Below are 16,297 nucleotides of genomic sequence, written 5' to 3' on the forward strand. Positions count from 1 at the left end.
TATGAAAGGAATTATTCTGGCGGGCGGCTCCGGAACACGGTTGCACCCGATCACACGCGGGGTGTCAAAACAGCTGCTGCCGATTTATGACAAACCGATGATCTACTATCCGCTGTCCGTGCTGATGCTGGCCGGTATCCGCGAGGTTCTGATCATCTCCACGCCGGAAGATTTACCGTCATTCCGCCGCCTGCTGGGTAACGGTGATCAGTTCGGTATTTCGCTGAGTTATGCCGAACAGCCGTCGCCGGATGGCCTGGCGCAGGCCTTTATCATCGGTGAGGAATTTATCGGTGGCGACAGTTGCAGTCTGGTGCTGGGGGATAATATTTTCTTCGGTCACGCGTTCAGTCCGAAACTGAAAAGCGTGGCGGCCCGGACGCACGGTGCAACGGTATTCGGCTATCAGGTGATGGACCCGGAACGTTTCGGTGTGGTGGAGTTTGACGACGAGTTCCGCGCCCTGTCGATCGAGGAAAAACCGGTACAGCCGAAATCCAACTGGGCGGTTACCGGGCTCTATTTCTATGATAATCAGGTCGTTGATATCGCGAAGCAGGTGAAACCGTCTGAGCGCGGCGAACTGGAAATCACCAGCATCAACCAGATGTATCTGGAGCGCGGCGAACTGAATGTTGAGCTGCTCGGCCGTGGTTTTGCCTGGCTGGACACCGGCACGCACGACAGCCTGATTGAAGCCAGTACCTTTGTGCAGACCGTTGAAAAACGTCAGGGCTTTAAAATTGCCTGTCTGGAAGAGATTGCCTGGCGCAACGGCTGGCTGAATGACGAACAGGTGGCGGAATCCGCCCGTCAGCTGGCGAAGACCGGTTATGGTCAGTATCTGAAGAATTTACTCCATGTCCGTCCGCGCCAGTATTGAGCATCTCGTCTGGGAAAGTGACTTTTTTGCCCTGAAAACGGCAAAACTGGCATTTTCCCCGGACGCAGCACCCCTGTCTGCGGCTGATTTTGCGCCGTATGACCTGGTGCAGGCCAAAATCAGTGCCGGGGATAACGCGGCACTGGACGGTTTATCGGCGCTTGGCTTTTCCCTTGCGGAAAGTGAAGTGGATTTTGCATTGTCACTCAAGAGTGGCACAGAAAATGCAGTATCTGACTGCACACTCTGTTATGCGGATGAAACGGATATCCCGGTCATAAAACAGGCAGCGGCTCAGGTTTTCAGTCAGAGCCGTTTCCGTGCGCCGTGGTATCAGCCGGATGACAGTGCCCGGTTTTATGCGGTATGGGCGGAAAAAGCGGTACGCGGGACATTTGATAAAGACTGTCTGCTGATCCGCAATAAAAATAATGAGATTGCCGGGTTTGTCACTCTCCGTCAGACAGGTGAACACAGCGCCCGCATCGGGCTGCTGGCGGTACTGCCGGGCAATCAGGGTCAGGGTATCGGCCTGAAATTAATGTCGGCGGCGCAACAGTGGTGTGCAGAACATCGCTGCCGGGTATTACGGGTGGCTACACAGCTCAGTAATCTCGCGGCAATGCGCCTTTATACAAAAAGCGGTGGTGCGGTTGACAGCACTGCCTACTGGTTATACCGAGGATGCAATGATTCCATTTAATAAACCACCTGTAGTCGGCACTGAAGTTGAATATATGCAGCAGGCCATGCAAAGCGGCAAGCTGTGCGGTGACGGTTCGTTCACCAAAAAATGCGAAGAGTGGATGGAAAAACGGTTCGGCAGCGCCAAAGTTCTGCTGACCCCGTCCTGTACTGCCTCGCTGGAAATGGCTGCGATTCTGCTGGATATTCAGCCGGGTGATGAAGTCATCATGCCGAGCTATACCTTTGTTTCCACCTCGAACGCTTTTGTGCTGCGCGGTGCGAAAGTGGTGTTTGTTGATATCCGTCCGGATACCATGAACATCGATGAAACCAAAATCGAAGCGGCTATCACAGATAAAACCAAAGCGATTGTGCCGGTGCATTATGCAGGCGTGGCCTGTGAAATGGACACCATCATGGCGCTGGCGAAGAAATATAATCTCTATGTGGTGGAAGACGCCGCGCAGGGCGTGATGTCAACGTACAAAGGCCGCGCGCTGGGCTCTATCGGCCATATCGGTTGCTACAGCTTCCACGAGACCAAAAACTACTCCTCCGGCGGTGAGGGCGGTGCCACGCTGATTAACGATCCGGCGATGATTGGCCGTGCGGAAATTGTCCGTGAGAAAGGCACCAACCGCAGCGAATTCTTCCGCGGACAGGTCGATAAATACACCTGGCGTGATATCGGTTCCAGCTACCTGATGTCTGATTTACAGGCCGCGTATCTGTGGGCCCAGCTGGAAGAAGCAGAGAAAATCAACGAGCGCCGTCTGGCATTCTGGCAGATTTACTATGATGCACTGACTCCGCTGGCGCAGGATGGCCTGCTGACCCTGCCGGTGGTGCCGGAAAATCTGGAACAGAACGCGCACATGTTCTACATCAAACTGAAAGATGTGGCAGAGCGCACCGCATTCAGCGAGTACATGAAAGCCAATGACGTGCTGACCGTATTCCACTATGTGCCGCTGCACAGTTGCCCGGCCGGTATGGAATTCGGCCGTTTTGACGGTGAGGATATCTTTACCACCCGTGAAAGCGAGCGCCTGGTACGTCTGCCGATGTTCTACAACATGACAGAAGACGAGCAGCAGCGCGTGATCCACCTGATTAAGGGCTTCTTCGCGTAGTATGTCCTTAGCCAAAGCTTCTGTCTGGACCGCAGGCTCCACCCTGATCAAAATCGGGGCGGGGCTGCTGGTCATTAAATTAATGGCGCTGACATTCGGTCCGGCCGGTATCGGCCAGGCGCTGAACTTCCGCCAGCTGATTACGGTGCTGGGGGTATTGTCCGGTGCCGGTATTTTTAACGGCGTAACCAAATATATCGCCGAGCACCGTGATGACGCGGAAAAACGCCGCGCGGTATTAGGCACGTCCTCAACCCTGATTCTGGTGTTCTCGACACTGCTGGCGATTGTGTTCCTGCTGTTCAGCAGACCGATCAGTATGGCGCTGTTTGATGGTAATGACGCCTATCAGGATGTGGTTGCCGCGGTGGCCTTTATCCAGATGGGAATTGCTTACGCCAACTATTTTCTGGCGATTATCAAAGGCTATCGTGATGCATCAGGGAATGCGCTGGCACTGATCGCAGGCAGTCTGATCGGCGTAACAGCGTATTACCTCTGCCAGCACTGGTGGGGCTATGACGGCGCACTGGCCGGGCTTGCACTGGTCCCGGCGCTGATTATTATTCCGGCTTTCGCCATGCTGCTGCGCCGCCGCCACTTCCCGCTTTCTGAGCTGAAACCGGCCTGGGACCGGGCAATCGCATCCCATCTGGGGAAATTCACCCTGATGGCACTGATGACCGCAGTTACTCTGCCGGTGGCGTACATTATGATGCGGAACCTGCTGGCCTCCCGCTACAGCTGGGAGGAAGTGGGGATATGGGGCGGTGTGACCAGTATTTCGGATGCGTATCTCCAGTTTATTACCGCGTCGTTCTCTGTGTATCTGCTGCCGACATTATCGCGGTTACAGGAAAAAAGTGATATCCGCCGTGAGATTATTAAATCGCTGAAATTTGTGTTACCGGCGGTGGCTGCGGCCAGTTTTATGGTCTGGCTGCTGCGCGATTTTGCTATCTGGCTGTTGTTCACTGATCAATTTACCGGGATGCGCGACCTGTTTGCCTGGCAGCTGGTCGGTGATGTCCTGAAAGTGGGTGCTTACGTCTTCGGATATCTGGTGATTGCCAAAGCCGCGCTGCGGTTTTATATCCTCACGGAAGTGACACAGTTTGCATTACTGACGCTGTCCGCATACTGGCTGATTCCGGCACACGGTGCCGTCGGTGCGGCGCAGGCGTATATGCTGACATATATTATCTACTTCCTTTTGTGTTGTAGCGTATTTCTGATCTATTGCAGGCGAGCATGACAACTTTAATTCACGTTTTAGGATCTGATATCCCGCATCATAACCAGACCGTGCTGCGCTTCTTCAATGATGTGCTGGCACCGCAACTGCCGCGTGAGGAAATGCCGGAGTTTATGGTTGTTTCCACCGCCGGGCAGCTTCTGGCGCAATATCCCAACCTGGAACTGGATGTCTGGCCGGATAAAAAAAGCCTGGCGAATGCCGTCACTGCCAAAGCAAAAAGTGACCGGCAGTGCCGCTTTTTCTTCCATGGTCAGTTTAATGCCCTGATATGGCTGGCGTTATTATCGGGCAAAATTAAACGTCATCAGTTTTACTGGCATATCTGGGGCGCGGATCTGTATGAGGATTCCCGTCAGCTGAAATTCAGACTGTTTTATCATCTGCGCCGTCTGGCACAGAAGCGGGTCGGCCATGTGTTCGGCACGCGCGGGGATTTAAATTATTTTGCCCAGTTCTGTCCGAAGATTCCGGCTGAGCTGCTCTATTTCCCGACACGGATGGACCCGTCACTGACGGTTTTAACGCCGCCTGAGCCTCGTGGTGACGATAATATGATGATCCTGCTGGGTAACTCGGGTGATCGCTCAAACCGCCACAAAGAGGCGCTGACACGCATCCGTGAGCAGTTCGGGGAGAAGGTGAAAATCATCATTCCGATGGGCTATCCGGAAAACAACGGGGATTATATTGCCGAAGTGGATGCTTTCGCACAGCAGTTGTTCCCTCATCAGCAGGCGGAGATCCTGAAAGACAAAATGGATTTTGATATCTATCTGAACCTGCTGAAACAATGCGATCTCGGCTATTTTATCTTTAACCGCCAGCAGGGGATCGGCACACTCTGCCTGCTGATCCAGTTCGGTATTCCGTTTGTGATAAGCCGTCAGAACCCGTTCTGGCAGGATATGACCGAACAGCAGGTGCCGGTGCTGTTTTACGGTGATGACGTGACACCGGACGTCGTGGCGCAGGCACGGGAGCAGCTGTTTGCGCTCGACCGTGAAAAAATCGCCTTCTTCAGCCCGAATTTTGTGCAGGGCTGGGAGCAGGCACTGGCGACCGCGCAGGAGAAACAGGCATGAGTCAGTTTGATTTTATCGGGCTGTTTGCCGTCTGGTTTATCTCGCTGGCCTTTATTCTGCTGCTGACCTACCGCGAATTCCGCCGGGTCCGCTTCAGTTTTAATATCTTTTTCTCGATGCTGTATCTGCTGACATTCTTTTTCGGCTTTCCGTTTACCTTTGCGCTGGTTTTCCAGTTTGATGTGCAGGTGGTGCCGCCGTCCGCGCTATTACAGGCGCTGCTGGCGTCAGTCAGTTTCTATGCGATTTATTATGTGGCATATAAAACCCGGCTGCGCAAACCCGATACGGTTTACAGTGGCGCACCGCTGTTTTCCATGAATAAAACCGAAACCCGGCTCACCTGGCTGCTGCTGGCGGCGATTGCTATCGGGACAGCGGGGATTTTCTTTATGGAAAACGGGCTGCTGCTGTTTAAACTGAAAACTTACAGTCAGATTTTCTCGAGTCAGGTCACCGGTGTGGCCTTAAAACGCTTTTTTTACTTCTTTATCCCCGCGATGCTGGTGGTGTTCTTTCTCAAACCGACATTTCAGCGCTGGATTTTCTTCCTGATCGCCACGGTGGCGTTCGGGATTATGACCTACGTGATTGTCGGCGGCACCCGCGCGAATATCATTATTGCATTTGCGCTGTTCCTGTTTATCGGGATTGTGCGCGGCTGGATTTCACTGTGGATGCTGGTCAGCGCCGGGGTCTTCGGCGTGGTGGGAATGTTCTGGCTGGCGCTCAAACGCTACAGTCTGGATGTCAGCGGGGCAGAGGCATTTTATACGTTCCTCTATCTGACCCGTGATACCTTCTCGCCGTGGGAAAACCTCGGCCTGCTGCTGAATAACTACGACAAAATTGAGTTTCAGGGACTGGCGCCGATCATCCGTGATTTTTATGTCTTCATTCCGTCCTGGCTGTGGCCGGACCGGCCGGATACCGTGCTCAATGCGGCGAACTATTTTACCTGGGAAGTGCTGAACAACCATTCCGGGCTGGCGATTTCACCGACGCTGATCGGTTCGCTGGTGGTGATGGGCGGCTTTTGGTTTATCCCGCTCGGTGCGGTGGTGGTCGGGCTGATTATCAAATGGTTCGATTGGCTGTATGAACTGGGCAAACGGGAGACAAACCGTTATAAAGCGGCCATTCTGCATGCATTTTGTTTCGGCGCGATATTTAACATGATTGTACTGGCCCGCGAGGGAATGGATTCGTTCGTTTCCCGCGTGGTGTTTTTCTGTCTTATTTTCGGCTTTTGTCTGGTGGCGGCGAAATTACTGTACTGGCTGTTCGAAACAGCCGGGCTTATCCGCCATTATGTGATTTCAAAGGGCAAACGCACCCGTCTTTCATCGTAAGGAATTAGCATGGAACCGTTATCTTCTGATGCCGGCAGCGCGGAAAATATCCCGCAGTATTCTATCCGTAACCACCCGATTCAGGGCTTCCGGAATCAGGCGCATTTTCTGGATTATCTGTGTAAGGACGGGCAGGTCAGAACCGGCACGCTGGTGGCGATCAATGCCGAGAAAGTCATGACCGCCGAACAGGACGAGGCACTGCACACACTGCTGAGCAATGCGGAATACCTGTATGCGGACGGGATCAGTATTGTCCGGGCTATCCGCCGCAAGTACCCGCAGGCGGATGTGACGCGGATTGCCGGCGCGGATTTGTGGGAAGGGCTGATGGAACGTGCCGGGCAGGAAAACACCCCGGTCTTTCTTGTCGGCGGCAAGCCGGAAGTGCTGGCGGAAACCGAAGCAAAACTGAAATCGCAATGGAATGTGAATCTGGCAGGCACACAGGACGGCTATTTTACCGCAGAACAGCGTGATGCCCTGTTTGAGCGTATCCGCGATAGCGGCGCGAAAATCGTGACGGTGGCCATGGGCTCGCCGAAACAGGAAATCTTTATGCGCGACTGCCGTAAGATCCACCCGGATGCCCTGTATATGGGCGTGGGCGGTACTTACGACGTCTTTACCGGTCATGTGAAGCGTGCACCGAAGGTGTGGCAGAATATGGGGCTGGAGTGGCTTTACCGCCTGTTATCACAACCGACCCGTTTCCGCCGTCAGTTAAAACTGCTGAAATTTCTGGGTTATTACTACGGTAATAAATTATAATTGCCCCTGTCCGGGCGGCTTTTTGCGGGAAAATGCTCTCTTTATCAGCAAAGCGGGTAAAGACTGAGCAAACAATACATTTGTGAAAAAAAGCACTGGACAGACGGATGAGAAATCCGTACTATCCTCTCCCGCAACGGCGCAAAGCGCCCGTAGCTCAGCTGGATAGAGCGCTGCCCTCCGGAGGCAGAGGTCTCAGGTTCGAATCCTGTCGGGCGCGCCATTATGCGTGTAAGAGTTACGGTATAGTATTTCGTTGTTGTAAGTAGTAAAATGTTGCGATGTTATGGTGGCTATAGCTCAGTTGGTAGAGCCCTGGATTGTGATTCCAGTCGTCGTGGGTTCGAGTCCCATTAGCCACCCCATTTAATAACATGTAACATGACTGTAGTGATGAACCTGCGAGGGTGGCGGAATTGGTAGACGCGCTAGCTTCAGGTGTTAGTGTTCTTACGGACGTGGGGGTTCAAGTCCCCCCCTTCGCACCATCATCATGACAAGTCAGCCTTTCGGCGAGTAGCGCAGCTTGGTAGCGCAACTGGTTTGGGACCAGTGGGTCGTAGGTTCGAATCCTATCTCGCCGACCATATTCAGAAAAAGCCCCGCTTACAGCGGGGCTTTTTCGTTTCTGCGGTTTCCGTTTTTCCTGTCCTGTTTTTTCCTGCCGTTTTTCTCTGTTACTGTTCCGCGTTACTATTCCGCAGCTGATTTTTATCTCTTCTGTGCTGATGCTATTGTGGTGTTCAGGCAGACAACATTACATACGCTGCCGTAAAACAACCGGTTCTGGTGGCATCTTATAATTTATATGTAAATCATGTGGTTATATTTGTTGTATAGATTGGGCGACAATAGCCATAGTGCTTGTCGTCAAAAAGAGACATATAATTCATTGATATCTAATGATTTAAATATTGATGTCAGAAAACGTCGCAAAACAGAGACACTACGGACAGAATTGCATCAGTGATTAACAACAGGGAAGCAGGGAAGAAAAAATAAACCCACGGGAACCGTGGGAAATCGAGAAGGCGTAAAAGTTGGCACGTATTGTGCATTACATCAGGTGTAGATGCTCATCTCATTTCTTATGTTTGCGTAAGCTTCATAAACCCGGAGATGATGCAGAGCTAAATTCGGTGCCTATTGTCCGGGTTATCGATGTAAAAGATCCCGAAATCTTTACATCAGCAACAGGACGTAACGTTGAGTGAGGCACCATCCGTCTGTAGACCTGATTGTATTTTATACACCTATCGCTGTGCGATAGGTGTTTTTTTATGTCTCATTCTTGCCATCAATTATCTGTTCCGTCAATCTCTTTCATAATGTTCCGGTATAAAAAAAGCCAATCCGGCAGGATTGGCTCAGGCCGTTGACAAACCCGCAGGGGTTGGCGACGACCGACAGAGGTTGTAAAAATAAACCAGGAAAATCAGTTTATTGATTTTCGGCTGATAACACAAAGCAGGAAAAACCACGTTTTATCCTGCTTTGTCAGCAATCTCAGCCAATCCGGCAGGATTGGCTCTGTATCATAAGAAATAAACTGTCTGTGTTTATTCGCCGGTTGTTTTTTCATCCGGCAGTGTCAGTGTATTCAGCAGGGCGTTACGGCGGATCATGGCTGATTCCTCATACTTTTTCTGCTTATCCAGCACATCAGCCAGCCAGGCGGCATCATGTGCATCCTGACGGACGCTCAGAGCTGATTTAAAGTATTTTTCCGCATCTTCCCAGCGAGTTTCCTGCATGGCCAGCTGGCCGAGGGTGCTGTTGAGCAGCGGCTGCTCAGCATTTTCTTTCTGCATCTGGTTCAGCACTTTGCGGATAGCTTTCGGGTTGTCTGTCCGGATCTGCGGCAGCAGCATCAGCAGACGCTGATCTTTCTGACGTTTCAGTCCGTCGAGCACCACCGCTTCCGCATCCGCCATATCATTCCCGGCGATAAAGTGCTGCGCGGCAGCCACGGCCATATCCGGGTTGTGGCGCAGATGGCGGCTGAGATTCTTCCACCAGTGACGCAGTGCATCGCTGCCGTCCTGATCCGCAACCTGCTGCATCATTCCGAGCCAGGCGCGGGTTTCCGTTTGTTCTGTCTGCTCATCGGTAAACTCACCGGATTTTTTCATCTGCGGCAGAATGGCGATCAGGGATTTCCAGGCACCGGAACGAGCATACACCTGTTCCGCCAGACGCAGTACTTCCGGATGGCGCGGGGCAATTTCAAGCAGATTGTCGATCGCGGTTCTCGCACCCGCAATTTCATTACGGCTCAGCAGAATACGGGCGCGGGTGATATCAACCGGTAACTGATGACGCCCGGCCAGCTCAGAAGCCCGCTCCAGGTACTGATTAGCACGGAGATTATCTCCCCGCTGCTGTGCGGCTTCCGCGGCCAGCAGATAGTTAACCAGCGGTTGTTCTGCGTTATCCGCACTGCGGCTCAGTAATTTTTCCACCTGACGGAAATCCCCTTCCGCCAGTTTGAGCAGAGCGTCGTTGGTCAGCGCGCGGGCACGGTTACGTTTATGACCGCCAAACCAGCCGAGCGTACGGGAGCTGCCGCTTTTCAGGCGACGCCAGCCCCAGCCCAGCAGCATCAGAACGGCCTGTAGTCCGAGAAAGCAGATCACCAGGCCGGTAACACTGGTTTCAATATCAAAATCATCGGTCTGGATCAGAACATAGCCCTGATGCCCGGCCACCAGCGGGCCGATAATGATTCCGGCAATCAGGATAAGGAACAGAATAAAGACTTTAAACATCTGTTATCCCTCCTGCTGTGGTGCTGCTTCCGGCTGTGCAGGTGCAGCCGCAGGGGTTTCCTGCGGTGTTTCTGCCGGTGCCGGCGGCGGTGTTTCATCATTGAGCAGACGGCGGATACGGGTCTGTACCAGTTTATCCAGCAGCGGCTGGCTGGTCAGGCTGTCCGGGGCACTCATTGAGATCGGTTGTGCTGCCAGGGCATCCACTTCGGCCAGGAAAGCGGTGTTAGTCGGATCGTTATCAGAGAAATACGCACGGACCCAGGTGGAAACGGCATCCAGTGACTGTTTGTAGCTCTCTTCCTGGTGACGCGGTACCGCCTGTGCGGCGATCAGCAGCTGGGCGCGGATATTTTCGCGGACATAAATATCCTGATTCGGTGCCAGCAGCGGTGCGGACGTGCTGTCGCGGCGGCGGATAGTGATAAAATCACTCATAAACCCTTTCCAGCTTTTGGTCAGGTTGGTACGCCAGTCCGCCACGGAGGAGGTCAGCCCCTCGCTGTCGCTGCTGTCCATAGGCGCGCCGTCACGGCTGCCGTCATCCAGACGCAGATTATCCACCTGACCGGCAAGCTGGTTCAGGCGCAGAATTGTGCCGTCAAAATCGATCTGACTGACGGCAGACAGTGCGGTGATATCATTACGCAGTGCGGTACGGACATCCAGCAGGCCCGGATCATTCATTTCAGCCAGGCTGGCATCGGCATTTTTCAGCAGCACCATGGCGGTGACCACATCCTGGTCATTCCACAGTTTGCGCTCTGCCATTTTGACCAGAAAATCCGCCTGAGCCAGCAGCCAGCTTTTCACATCAGCACTGGACAGCGCTGTGACACGGCTGCGCAGTAAATCCATTTCGTGTTTCAGTGCCGCTTCCTGCTGCTGATGCTGTGCGCTGAGAGCAGATTGCTGTGCGATAAATTCCTGCATCTGTTTTTGTGTCTGCTGCTGTTCCTGCTGCAATTGCGCCATCTGAGATTTCAGTTGTGCATTTTCCGCTTCCAGGTTTTTCGACAGCGTCTGAGTACCTGCCTGTGAGGCATACCAGACTCCGCCGCCGATCAGCAGGATAACCGCGAGTGCGATTGCGCCGCGCAGAAAACCGGATGCCTGTTTCTGCTCTGCCGCAGGTGCTGTTTTCGGTGACTGCGGGGCTTCTGCTGCGGATTTCGGCGCAGTATCTGCCGGTTTTTTCTCAGGAGCCGCTTTGTCAGTGACATTCTTGGCGGTCGCTTTTTTCCCGGCTGCGGCGTCTTTTTTCTCTGCCTGCGGATCGGTGCTGATTACGGTATCCTGTGTTTCAGGTGTCTCCGGTGTCTCAGCTGACCCGGGTTTTTTTTCGTGTTCCGTCATTCGTGGCGTCCCATGTCTGTTCATTGAAGAGCCTGAAGTAAGGCTTCATTATCTGCACCGGCGGCGATATCAATAGTGCGCCAGCCCAGTGATTGTGCGATAGCTGCCAGTCTGTCACTGACAACAATAATCCGGCATTGTAACAGCCAGCCAAGGTGTTCGGCCGGAATCATCTGCCGCAGCAGGTGCAGCATTTCCCCGCTGGTTACCACCAGCGTCTGAACCTGTTGCTGCTGCCACAACAGGGCGCATTTCCCGCCGTCGTACTTCACGGGTTCGCGGCGGTAGCATTCACAATAATCCACAACCGCCCCCCGCTCGCGCAGTGTTTGTGCCAGATGCTCTCTGCCGCCGTTACCACGCAGCAGAAGTACACGGCGGCCGGTCATATCCTGCAAATCCGGCAGGGTCAGCAAATGCTCGCTGGTTTCCCCGCCCGGCATAAAAGCTGCGGGTAATCCGGTCAGCTGCTCAAAGCAACGGGCGGTTGACTGACCGATCCCATAATAGCAAAGCTTATCAGACCACAGGTAATTCTGTTGAATAAGCTGTTCATTTGCGTGATAAACCGCATTCTTTGACAGCAGAAAAAGGGCATCTCCGGGAGAAAGTGCGGCTGCTTTGGCAACCAGCAGCGGCAGCTCATGTCCCGGAGAAATGCGGATGAGCGGAGCAGAAAGGGCATTCTGTCCGCGTGAGCGCAGCGCGCTGACCAGGGCTTCACCGGCCGGTAAGGGACGGGTGACCAGGATGGTCATGCAGGCGTGTGCCCCTGATAGACATCCGTCAGGATAGCCCGTGCGCCGTTATCCAGCAGTTCCTCCGCAAGAGAAACCCCTGCGGCGGCGGCATCCTGCGGATCGCACAGGCGTTCGCCGCGGACAATCTCACTGCCGTCCGGTGCACCGACCAGCGCCCGCAGCCAGATTTTATCTCCCTGCCAGATAGCATAACTGCCGATTGGCACCTGGCATCCGCCTTCCAGCCGGGTATTCATGGCGCGCTCAGCCCGGACACAGATATCGGTTTGTGCGTGATTGAGGGCGCTGAGCAGCGAACGGGTGCGTTCATCATCCAGGCGGCATTCAATCCCGACCGCCCCCTGGCCGACAGCGGGCAGCGATTCTTCCGGCGGCAGGGCACAGCGGATACGTTCATCCAGCTTCAGGCGTTTCAGCCCGGCGACCGCCAGGATAATCGCGTCATAGTCGCCGTTATCCAGTTTACCCAGCCGGGTGCCCACATTACCGCGCAAATCGCGGATCACCAGATCCGGACGGCGTTCCCGCAACTGACACTGACGGCGCAGGCTGGAGGTGCCGACAATACTGCCGGGCGGCAGAGCATCCACACTGTCATAATGATTGGAAACAAAGGCGTCACGGGGATCTTCCCGCTCACAGATAGTGACTAATCCCAGCCCGTCCGGGAAATCAACAGGGACATCTTTCATGGAATGTACGGCGATATCTGCCCGGTTCTCCAGTAATGCCAGTTCCAGTTCTTTGACGAACAGCCCTTTACCGCCGACTTTCGCCAGTGGGGTATCGAGAATAATGTCACCTTTGGTGACCATCGGGACGAGTTCAACGTGCAGCCCGGGATGAATCTGCTCCAGCTCATGTTTAACAAATTCAGCCTGCCACAGTGCAAGCGGGCTTTGGCGGGTGGCAATACGCAGAGATTGAGTGGTCATGATAATTATCAGGGATCCTTGTTTTTTTATCCGGTGTTTTTTTCAGATGAAACATGCCGGAAAAATAGGAAAAACTGCCTTTGTTTTATCATTTTGCTGATTATTTTTCCAGTTACGCGACGAGACCTGCCCGGCAGATAAGAACAAAAAAGGATGATCAGAGAATAAATAGCGTCAGGGTTGGCGGCTGGTACTTACTGGTAAATAATTAAAACATATTTTAAATAATAAAAATATTTAGTAATTATAAAAAAGTATTAATCAAATCGATTTAATTTGAATAACTATTTCATAGCATTATTAAAATAAATAAACACACCCTGTATGTGTAAGTCGCATTACTTTTTTTGCTCAAAAAACGAGCAAAAACAAACGCGCACACAATTTACGATATATTTCCTTATATTTTTTGTGTGTATCCCGGTGGTTTTTAACGAAAATATATATTTTACAATTAGTTATCGGACTAATAACAACTTTGAGTAATCGTGCCTTTTTTAGTGCGAAGCTTTACCCTTTGCCCCGAAGGTGTTAGATTGATCACGTTTCCGGCAATTTAACTTTGGCTCCGATTCTTATCATTTTCAGCATCACATTATCAGTCTGTATTCATATTACGTATAAAGCCGGGCATCAGGTCGTTTCCAGTTACATGAAATAAAATCAGGCGAATCCTTTGTATCTTTATATTGAAACACTCAAGCAGCGTTTGGATGCAATAAATCAGCTCAGATCAGAGCGCGCGACCATCGGGATGAGTCGTGCGTTTAAAGACGTGTACAGTCTGTTGCCGGTACTGTTGCACCATCACCATCCGGATATGCCGGGCTATGTGCCGGGTAATGTGCCGCACGGTGTCTGTTTCTGGGCGTCCGATGATGAACAGTCACACTGGCTGGCGGAGTTTTCCCGTCAGCACGGAGAGTGTCTGCCGTGCAATGCCGGCGGTGAATTACCGATTACCGGTATCTATTCTATGGGCAGCACATCGTCTGTCGGCCAGAGCCACTCTTCTGATCTCGATATCTGGGTCTGTCATCAGTCCTGGCTTGACCACGATGAAAAACAGAATCTGCGCCGCAAATGCACACTGATTGAAGAGTGGGCGGCGGCAAAAGGTATTGATGTCACGTTCTTCCTGATTGATGAAAACCGGTTTCGCCACAATGCCAGCGGCAGCCTCAACGGTGAGGACTGCGGCTCGACCCAGCATATTTTACTGCTCGATGAGTTTTACCGGACCGCTGTGCGGATGGCCGGTAAGCGTCTGCTGTGGACCATGGTGCCGGCAGAGGAAGAACATCACTATGATGAATATGTTCTCTCCCTTTATGCGCAGGGTGTATTAACCCCGAATGAGTGGTTGGATCTGGGCGGGCTGGGTGAGTTGTCCGCGGAAGAGTACTTCGGTGCCAGCCTGTGGCAGCTTTATAAGAGTGTGGATTCCCCTTATAAAGCCGTGATCAAAAGTTTACTGCTGGAAGCGTATTCGTGGGATTACCCGAACGGGCAGCTTCTGGCAACCGAATTTAAAAAGCATCTGCATGCCGGTGAGATTGTCCATCACGGGCTTGATTCTTACGCCATGATGCTCGACCGTGTGACCCGTTATCTGAAAGCCATCAATGACGAAACCCGCCTTGATCTGATCCGCCGCTGCTTCTACCTGAAAGTGTGTGAAAAGCCGCCTGCGGATGTCAGCGAACGTGCGTCCTGCGGCTGCTGCGGCTGGCGTTGTCAGGTATTATCCGAGATGGTGAAAGGCTGGGGTTGGTCCCCGGAGCGGTTGTCTGTGCTGGATCGCCGGAATTCGTGGAAAATTGAGCAGGTACGGGATGCACATAATGAGCTGCTCGACACCATGATGCAGAGCTACCGTAACCTTATCCGTTTTGCGCGCCGTAATAATCTGAGTGTCAGCGCCAGTCCGCAGGATATCGGTGTGCTGACACGAAAACTGTATGCCGCCTTTGAGGCGCTGCCGGGGAAAGTCACCCTGGTGAATCCGCAGATTTCGCCGGATCTGTCAGAAGAGAATCTGACCTTTATTTATGTCCCGGCGGGTCGCGCCAACCGCAGCGGCTGGTATTTGTATAATCAGGCGCCGACTATTCACACCATCATCGGCCATCAGCCGCTGGAATATAACCGTTATCTGAATAAGCTGGTGTCCTGGACTTACTTCAACGGCCTGCTGACAGACAGAACCCGCGTCTATATTCATAACGGTGAATCACATTGTGATGAGCAGAAACTGCACGAGCTGGTGCATGATGTGTCACAGAATTTCCCTATCCGTCTGCCTGCCCCGACACCACGTGCGCTGTACAGCCCGTGTGAAATCCGCCATCTGGCGATTATTGTTAATCTGGAGCAGGACCCGACCGCCGGTTTCGCCGAGCAGGTTGTGCATTTTGATATGAGCAAGCTGGATGTGTTCAGCTTCGGGCAGGAGCAGAAATGCCTGGTCGGCAGTATTGATCTGTTGTACCGCAACTCCTGGAATGAAGTGCGCACACTGCATTTCAGCGGCGAACAGTCTGTGCTGGAAGCCCTGAAAACGATTCTCGGCAAGATGCATCAGGATGCCGCACCACCGTCCGGCGTGGAAGTCTTCTGTTACAGCCGCCATCTGCGCGGGCTGATCAGTACCCGTATCCGCCAGCTGGTTTCTGAATGCATTGAACTGCGGCTGACCACCAACCGCCAGGATCCGGGCCGCTTTAAGGCACTGCGTCTGGCCGGTCAGACCTGGGGACTGTTCTTTGAGCGTCTCAACGTCTCTGTGCAGAAACTGGAAAATGCCGTTGAATTCTACGGGGCTATCTCCAACAACAAACTGCGCGGGTTTCCGGTAAAAATCAGTACGGGAACCGGTCATCTTCCGGATGTGGTGGATGGTTATGCCAGTGAGGGGATTATTCAGTTTTTCTTTGAAAACCGTGATGATAACGGCTTCAATATTTATGTGCTGGATGAATCAAACCGGGTGGAAATTTATTCCGGCTGTGAAGGCAGTAAAGAAGACCTGATCCGGGATGTCAGCCGGTTCTATTCCTCTTCCCATGACCGCTTCACGTACGGCTCCAGCTTTATCAATTTTAATCTGCCGCAGTTCTATCAGATCCTAAAAACGGACGGTAAAACACAGGTTACGCCGTTCCACAGCACGATGTTCTCCCCGTCTGTGACGGAAGAGACGCGTGATGCTGTGCATGCTGATTTCCGTTCGGATATCAGGCCGTTACAGTATCAGGCCGCCGGGCACCGCGGCTGATATGCGACGGCACAGTTTTTGTGCCGTCAGTCTG

Annotated in this window: 12 protein-coding genes and 4 tRNA genes; 12 read left to right on the forward strand and 4 right to left on the reverse strand. The window is 52.8% G+C overall.

Annotated features, from left to right (window positions below; genetic code table 11):
- The first annotated feature begins 1 nt into the window (after position 1).
- From rfbA to R5268_RS12995, 11 genes are all read left to right on the forward strand, one after another.
- Positions 2-883 (forward strand): glucose-1-phosphate thymidylyltransferase RfbA, encoded by an 882-nt coding sequence (gene rfbA / locus R5268_RS12945; RefSeq protein WP_107680512.1) that lies wholly within the window; start codon positions 2-4, stop codon positions 881-883.
- Positions 861-1,586 carry a dTDP-4-amino-4,6-dideoxy-D-galactose acyltransferase gene (rffC, locus tag R5268_RS12950; protein WP_317419596.1) on the forward strand — a complete coding sequence of 242 codons (726 nt, stop codon included), beginning with the start codon at positions 861-863 and terminating at the stop codon, positions 1,584-1,586. Before rfbA ends, rffC begins: the two co-directional genes overlap by 23 nt.
- Positions 1,573-2,703, forward strand: coding sequence for a dTDP-4-amino-4,6-dideoxygalactose transaminase (gene rffA / locus R5268_RS12955; protein ID WP_046894217.1), 1,131 nt, complete (start codon positions 1,573-1,575; stop codon positions 2,701-2,703). Before rffC ends, rffA begins: the two co-directional genes overlap by 14 nt.
- A gap of 1 nt (position 2,704) precedes the next feature.
- Positions 2,705-3,958: a lipid III flippase WzxE gene (gene wzxE / locus R5268_RS12960; protein ID WP_107680514.1), complete on the forward strand. Its 1,254-nt coding sequence runs from the start codon at positions 2,705-2,707 to the stop codon at positions 3,956-3,958.
- Positions 3,955-5,043, forward strand: a complete 1,089-nt coding sequence (locus R5268_RS12965; protein WP_052926756.1) for a TDP-N-acetylfucosamine:lipid II N-acetylfucosaminyltransferase — start codon at positions 3,955-3,957, stop codon at positions 5,041-5,043. The genes wzxE and R5268_RS12965 overlap by 4 nt, the downstream gene beginning before the upstream one ends.
- A complete protein-coding gene (wzyE, locus tag R5268_RS12970; protein ID WP_046894220.1) occupies positions 5,040-6,395 on the forward strand; it encodes an ECA oligosaccharide polymerase in 1,356 nt (451 codons plus the stop codon). The genes R5268_RS12965 and wzyE overlap by 4 nt, the downstream gene beginning before the upstream one ends.
- 9 nt (positions 6,396-6,404) lie before the next feature.
- A complete protein-coding gene (gene wecG, locus R5268_RS12975; protein WP_046894221.1) occupies positions 6,405-7,166 on the forward strand; it encodes a lipopolysaccharide N-acetylmannosaminouronosyltransferase in 762 nt (253 codons plus the stop codon).
- A 146-nt stretch (positions 7,167-7,312) separates the two neighbouring features.
- Positions 7,313-7,389 (forward strand) — tRNA-Arg (locus R5268_RS12980).
- Positions 7,390-7,455: 66 nt separating this feature from the next.
- Positions 7,456-7,531: transfer RNA gene (locus R5268_RS12985), tRNA-His, on the forward strand.
- 36 nt (positions 7,532-7,567) lie between these two features.
- Positions 7,568-7,654, forward strand: a tRNA-Leu gene (locus tag R5268_RS12990).
- A 22-nt stretch (positions 7,655-7,676) separates the two neighbouring features.
- Positions 7,677-7,753: transfer RNA gene (locus tag R5268_RS12995), tRNA-Pro, on the forward strand.
- A gap of 972 nt (positions 7,754-8,725) precedes the next feature.
- Here R5268_RS12995 and R5268_RS13000 read toward each other — a convergent pair.
- The 4 genes from R5268_RS13000 to hemC are packed head-to-tail and all read right to left on the reverse strand — an operon-like array spanning position 8,726 to position 12,986.
- On the reverse strand, positions 8,726-9,934 hold the full coding sequence (locus R5268_RS13000; RefSeq protein ID WP_182106152.1) for a heme biosynthesis HemY N-terminal domain-containing protein: 1,209 nt from the start codon (positions 9,932-9,934) through the stop codon (positions 8,726-8,728).
- A gap of 3 nt (positions 9,935-9,937) precedes the next feature.
- On the reverse strand, positions 9,938-11,290 hold the full coding sequence (gene hemX, locus R5268_RS13005; RefSeq protein WP_166708801.1) for a uroporphyrinogen-III C-methyltransferase: 1,353 nt from the start codon (positions 11,288-11,290) through the stop codon (positions 9,938-9,940).
- Positions 11,291-11,310: 20 nt separating this feature from the next.
- Positions 11,311-12,048 (reverse strand): uroporphyrinogen-III synthase, encoded by a 738-nt coding sequence (locus tag R5268_RS13010; RefSeq protein WP_218454751.1) that lies wholly within the window; start codon positions 12,046-12,048, stop codon positions 11,311-11,313.
- Complete coding sequence (gene hemC / locus R5268_RS13015; protein ID WP_112549911.1) at positions 12,045-12,986, reverse strand: hydroxymethylbilane synthase; 942 nt, start codon at positions 12,984-12,986, stop codon at positions 12,045-12,047. The genes R5268_RS13010 and hemC overlap by 4 nt, the downstream gene beginning before the upstream one ends.
- 676 nt (positions 12,987-13,662) lie before the next feature.
- On the opposite strand from hemC, the gene R5268_RS13020 reads away from it, so the two are divergent.
- Positions 13,663-16,263 (forward strand): class I adenylate cyclase, encoded by a 2,601-nt coding sequence (locus R5268_RS13020; protein WP_107680518.1) that lies wholly within the window; start codon positions 13,663-13,665, stop codon positions 16,261-16,263.
- The last annotated feature ends 34 nt before the right edge of the window (positions 16,264-16,297 follow it).

It is taken from the genome of Morganella sp. BCCO 40_0007 (genome assembly GCF_032989665.1).
GTDB classification, from domain to species: Bacteria; Pseudomonadota; Gammaproteobacteria; order Enterobacterales; family Enterobacteriaceae; genus Morganella; species Morganella sibonii.

Coding starts and splice junctions, on each gene's coding strand:
- rfbA (WP_107680512.1), top strand. CDS start 2: ATGAAAGGAATTATTCTGGCGGGCGGCTCCGGAACACGGTTGCACCCG.
- rffC (WP_317419596.1), top strand. CDS start 861: ATGTCCGTCCGCGCCAGTATTGAGCATCTCGTCTGGGAAAGTGACTTT.
- rffA (WP_046894217.1), top strand. CDS start 1,573: ATGATTCCATTTAATAAACCACCTGTAGTCGGCACTGAAGTTGAATAT.
- wzxE (WP_107680514.1), top strand. CDS start 2,705: ATGTCCTTAGCCAAAGCTTCTGTCTGGACCGCAGGCTCCACCCTGATC.
- R5268_RS12965 (WP_052926756.1), top strand. CDS start 3,955: ATGACAACTTTAATTCACGTTTTAGGATCTGATATCCCGCATCATAAC.
- wzyE (WP_046894220.1), top strand. CDS start 5,040: ATGAGTCAGTTTGATTTTATCGGGCTGTTTGCCGTCTGGTTTATCTCG.
- wecG (WP_046894221.1), top strand. CDS start 6,405: ATGGAACCGTTATCTTCTGATGCCGGCAGCGCGGAAAATATCCCGCAG.
- R5268_RS13000 (WP_182106152.1), bottom strand. CDS start 9,934: ATGTTTAAAGTCTTTATTCTGTTCCTTATCCTGATTGCCGGAATCATT.
- hemX (WP_166708801.1), bottom strand. CDS start 11,290: ATGACGGAACACGAAAAAAAACCCGGGTCAGCTGAGACACCGGAGACA.
- R5268_RS13010 (WP_218454751.1), bottom strand. CDS start 12,048: ATGACCATCCTGGTCACCCGTCCCTTACCGGCCGGTGAAGCCCTGGTC.
- hemC (WP_112549911.1), bottom strand. CDS start 12,986: ATGACCACTCAATCTCTGCGTATTGCCACCCGCCAAAGCCCGCTTGCA.